Source organism: Lutibacter litoralis (assembly GCF_014646675.1).
GTDB classification, from domain to species: Bacteria; Bacteroidota; Bacteroidia; order Flavobacteriales; family Flavobacteriaceae; genus Lutibacter; species Lutibacter litoralis.
Genome location: NZ_BMNS01000021.1, coordinates 1 through 1539, shown reverse-complemented (window position 1 = coordinate 1539; position 1539 = coordinate 1). Strand labels below are relative to the sequence as shown.

At 32.8% G+C, this 1539-nt stretch carries 2 protein-coding genes; both read left to right on the top strand.

What is annotated here, in order from left to right; all coding sequences use genetic code 11:
- Positions 1-447 (top strand): response regulator (locus tag IEW75_RS15650; RefSeq protein ID WP_188704110.1); only part of this gene is annotated, 447 nt, incomplete at its 5' end.
- Between the two features lie 370 nt (positions 448-817).
- A partial coding sequence (locus tag IEW75_RS15645) for a histidine kinase dimerization/phospho-acceptor domain-containing protein (RefSeq protein WP_308423355.1) occupies positions 818-1539 on the top strand: 722 nt, incomplete at its 3' end.

The following is a 1539-nucleotide window of genomic DNA, read 5'->3' as shown; positions in this document are numbered from 1 at the left end:
ACGTTACCTTATAATGCTGAATTGAAAGAAAAAAATAGTGCCAAAGAAATCGAGGTTACTAACAACACAGAAAATCACGGTAAAAATTTAAAAATACTCATTGCCGAAGATGATGAAGTATCATCAGAATTGTTATCAACAATAGTTGGTGAGTTTAGCAATAAAATTCTAATAGCAAAAAACGGAAATGAAGCTGTTGAAATTTGCCGTAATAATCCTGACATTGATGTAATTCTGATGGATATTGAAATGCCTGAAATCAATGGATATGAAGCAACCGTAAAAATAAGAACATTTAACAAAGATGTAATTATTATTGCACAAACCGCTTTTGGATTAACTGGTGATAGGGAAAAATCGTTGGATGCTGGTTGCAATGATTATATTACAAAACCTATTAACAAACATGAATTAAATTCACTAATTAAAAAGTGCTTCAAGAAATAATTAAGTATTATAATAATTCTTAAAGTTTAGAAATCACCTTGGGGCACCAAGGTCTTCATTTAAGGGCATAACCTACCCGGAAGTCACTCTATTTCTTACGATTTAAACAGCTCTAAATCCAAGACATCACGCAATATCAGTAACAACAGAAAGTGCATCAAAACGCATCCTGGGAGGTTTAAATAAGTGTATGATAATGATTTTTCAACAAATCTCATTATCAATTATCTTTTCTAATTGGATATAGCATTTAAATTACTGACAATAAACAAGATAAAATAGTTTTGCGTGATTTAATAACTTACCTTACACGGTATATAAACTAAGCATTGGTTTATACATATACTTTCATTTCTATTCCTAGAAAAAAATGAATAAATCTAAAAGCTCGAATGAGCTTAACATTACAAACAAAGAGAATATAAAACTAGCAGATGAATTGGTCATTGCCAAAGCAGATAAAAAAGACCGAGCTGCTGAATTGGTTATTGCTAAAGCGGATAAAAAAGACCGAGAAGATGAATTGGTCATTGCAGACATAGAGAAAGCAAAACGTGAAGCAGAGTTAGTTGTTGCGAATATCGAGAAGGCAAAACGTGAAGCAGAGTTAGTTGTTGCGAATATCGAGAAGGCGAAACGTATAGCAGAGTTAGTTGTTGCGAATATCGAAAAGGCGAAACTTGTAGCAGAGTTTGTCTTTGCGAATAAAGAACTTATTCTGGCTAAAGAAAAAGAAAAACTAGCAAAGGAATTGGCCATCGCTAACAAGGAACTTACCTTTCAAATCAAAGAAAAAAATAAACAGGCTTTAGAATTAGTTAAAGCCAAAGAAAAGGCCCAAGAAAGTGATAGACTAAAATCCGCATTCCTTGCTAATATGAGCCACGAAATCCGTACCCCAATGAATGGAATACTTGGATTTTCCGAACTCCTAAAAACGCCCAACCTTTCAGGTGATGAGCAACAAAAGTACATAGGAATAATTGAGAAAAGTGGAAATAGGATGCTAAATATCATCAACGATATTGTTGATATTTCAAAGATAGAAGCTGGTTTAATGAAATTGGATATTAAGGAATCCAATATAAACGA